Annotated in this window: 1 protein-coding gene and 2 pseudogenes; all 3 read left to right on the forward strand. The window is 65.4% G+C overall.

Annotated features, from left to right (window positions below; all coding sequences use genetic code 11):
- Positions 1 to 32 precede the first annotated feature (32 nt).
- Positions 33 to 1,874 (forward strand): annotated as a pseudogene (locus G6R24_RS23460) (SCO2524 family protein).
- Positions 1,875 to 1,876: 2 nt separating this feature from the next.
- Positions 1,877 to 2,788, forward strand: coding sequence for an SCO2523 family variant P-loop protein (locus tag G6R24_RS19655; RefSeq protein WP_338084478.1), 912 nt, complete (start codon positions 1,877 to 1,879; stop codon positions 2,786 to 2,788).
- An 83-nt stretch (positions 2,789 to 2,871) separates the two neighbouring features.
- A pseudogene (locus G6R24_RS19660) lies at positions 2,872 to 3,248 on the forward strand (hypothetical protein); the annotation flags it as partial.

Here is a 3,248-nt window from a genome sequence, read left to right on the forward strand (position 1 = left end):
GCTGGGCGATGAGGATCCAGCCGCGCCAGCTGATGCTCGAGCTCTGGCAGGCCGCGTCCGCGTACTCTCATCAGAAGGGCGAGTGGCAGTTCGGCGGTCGCGCCCAACCCAATTCGACCGCCGATGCCGAGCAGTTGCTCTGCCTGATGTATCCAGCGACTGCCGAGGCGTCCTATTTTCGGCTGGAGCAGCCTGACCGGACCGGGAAGGACGTTGCCCAGGCCCTCCAGGCGATGGGTGAGCCCATCGAGATACCACAGGTCCTGCTGCGGGCGGTGAGCGCCTTCATGCGGCGCTACACCGACGAGGAGGGTCTCCCCGTCTTTCACGGTGGTGCGTACCTGCAGGCCACCCAGGCCGGCCACGTACTCAGCCCGGAAGACCGCAGGATCGACATCGTCGACTCGATGTCGATGTCGATCACACTCTGCCTGGCGACGCTGAGCTTCTTCAAGGAGTACCGGCGGACCGGGATTCGCCGGGCACAGCTGCTCAGGGACGTGGAGTGGCTGGAGAACGCAGCCAGCACCCGGCTGACTGCGGCAATGGTTGGCCTGCTTCGCAGTTTCACCGTTCACACGTTCTCACCGACGTCGACTGCTGGCGCGGCGCTGCTACGCACCGTCGATCAGGATGGATATTCCGAGGAGCAGCTCCTCGCCCGGCTCCGTGCATCACTCAACAGTATTCGAGCCGACCTCTCGGAAGCCTCCGACGGAACCACCGGCCTGGATGGCCTGGAGAACGAGAACCACCTGTTCGAATGCGGTTGGTCGTAGGGCGTGGTGCACGGTGCACCCGCAGTCGAGGCGGACCTGCCGGAGTCCGCCCAGAAACCGGGACGCGCCGCCGCCCGCCCAAACCTCTATTTCACGCTGTCGGCTCTGGACGGCATAGCCGACCTTTCCTCAGAACGCACCCGACGGCTGAACCTGCTGACCTCGACGCAGCAGTCACTGTCCCGCCGCCTGCAGCTGCGTTGGGAGCTGGCGCAGCGGTACTGGTCAGCCATAGCCGATTTCGGTGATCGGCGCACGGCACTGGCCGACATTCCGTGGCAGCCGACGGACCGGGTCAGCGGCGAGAGCCCAGTGACCGATCACTACTACTCGCTTCAGGTCACGGGCATGGTGATCGAGAACCTGCACCAACGGCGGCCTGCGGAGAACGAGCTGGCCAGCATTGCCCAGGTCCTGGCTGAGCTGGCGATCCGGGCACGTGTCACCCGGCGAGCCAGCCAGCAGGAGACGGCTGTGGATATGCACGTCCCAGGTCTGGAGATCCCCCTTGCCGAGGCCGACGGAAAACCGGTCGTACTGGCCTGGCGGGTCACCGACTTCGCCACGGCCCTGCTCAAACGCACCATGCGCCTTGTCCTGCTGGCTCGCAGCGCCGAGTTGCGCCAGCAGCTGCTGGACCTGGCCGACGAGATCTGGGGGCATATAGAACAGCGCATGATTCTCGATGGCCCGGGCACCGGGCTGTGGGACAACCCACAGCGGCCTTTCCCAGGACTACCGACAGAGGGCGGCGAGCCATCCTGGTACTTCACTGAACGTGTGGTGGAATGCCTCGTGGCAGCGGTCAGCGTCATCGACATGTCGCCGGTCACAAACGTCGCCGGAATCTCCGCGGCCCGCACTATGCTCAGCGAGGCCGACCATCTTTACCACCGCGAGCTTCTCAACGGTGCGCTGAACGCAGGGGGCGCGATGCGGGCGGAACTCGAGGATGTCGCCATCCAGATCGATCGCGCCCGTGCCGCTGTGGAGCGGCAACCGGGGACCGCCCAGGCGATCCTGCTGGAGGTACTGCGCAGGCTCAACAATCTGGAGGCCGCCCGGCCGTCGATCCTTCTGGAGGGAAGGTTGTGATCGTGCTGGCCATCTCCGACAAGGGGGGTACCGGGCGGTCGGTGACCACCACCAACGTGGCCTACCGGCGGGCGTTGCAGGGGGATGACGTCTGTTTCCTCGACTTCGATTTCGGATCTCCGACAGCCGGGGCCATCCTGGAAGTGGAGTCGGTGAGCCGTGGCATCAAGATGGGTACCGGCCTGCACTCCTATCTGCATGGTGAGACAGCGGAACCAGCCAGGATCGACGTGTGGCGGCACGCGGGCTGGTCGGGGCGGCGACGCCCGCTCGGCGCGGGCCGACTGGTACTGCTGCCCGGCGACGAGGGCGGTGGGGAGTTCCCGGTCGACGCGGCGATGATCGAGCGGTGCCGACAGCTCCTGCTGGGTCTGGCAGAGGAGTTCAGCATCATTCTCGTTGATCTGAGCGCTGGCCGCTCCTACGCGGCCGAGCTCGTGCAGGAGGCCACCAGCAACCTCGGTTCCGGCGGCGAGGCCGTCCGCTGGCTGGTCTTCCACCGCTGGACCCGCCAGCACATCCTGGCCGCGCACGGACTCGTGTTCGGGGAACGCGGCATCGTGAACAACGGCGTGCAACTCGGTATCGACCGGGATGTAATGGAGGATTCCATCCGTTTTGTCCGGACTGCGGTTCAGGAACCGGATTCCGTACAAATCAGCCAGCTTCGGCCGGCGCAGGCATCCTGGTTGCAGCGGTGCCACGAGGAGCTGCTTGAGCTCGCGGCCCGCCGGCGTCTCGGCCGGAGCATGATGATCGGCTCGATCCCGCTGGATCCCGTCCTGCAGTGGCGTGAGCAGATCATCCGGGACCTGGATGTCAGAAGCACTCAGATCGCGAACCCGGAAACCGTTGCCGCCTTTGAGGATCTTGCTGACAAGCTCACGCAGAAAAACTTCTGGGCAGCGGTCTGAAGAATCCGATAGAAATACGGCGACAGCAGGCCGTGGAACGGTCACTATTACGGTGGGACCTTGTAGTCCGTGGGGAGATGCCAATGCAACCCTTGCTGCCTCGTGTTGCCGTTGCCCTGCTCACCGGCGCGGTCAGTTTCGGCCTGACCACCCTGGCCCATGGTTCGGTTGCCTCCACCCTGACTCTTGGCGTGTTCGTGGCCGGCGCGGTGCTGGTCGTGGAGTTCCTGCGGGATGTGGAGCGTTCCATGTCCGACATCGAGCGGACCATCTCCCAGGTGAACGACGCGGCGCGGCTGCGTGCGGCGATAGAGAAGTCACCGTTGGACGCACAGCCCAGCGCAGCCCATCCGCTGCGCAGCCTGCTCGACACCGTGGTGACATTCGCTCCGCCATCCTCGGTGCTCGGTCGCCTCGTCACCGAGGAGATCCGGTCGCTGACCTCTCTGCTGCACGGCCT

The sequence above is a fragment of the Candidatus Frankia nodulisporulans genome (assembly GCF_902806475.1).
GTDB classification, from domain to species: Bacteria; Actinomycetota; Actinomycetes; order Frankiales; family Frankiaceae; genus Frankia; species Frankia umida.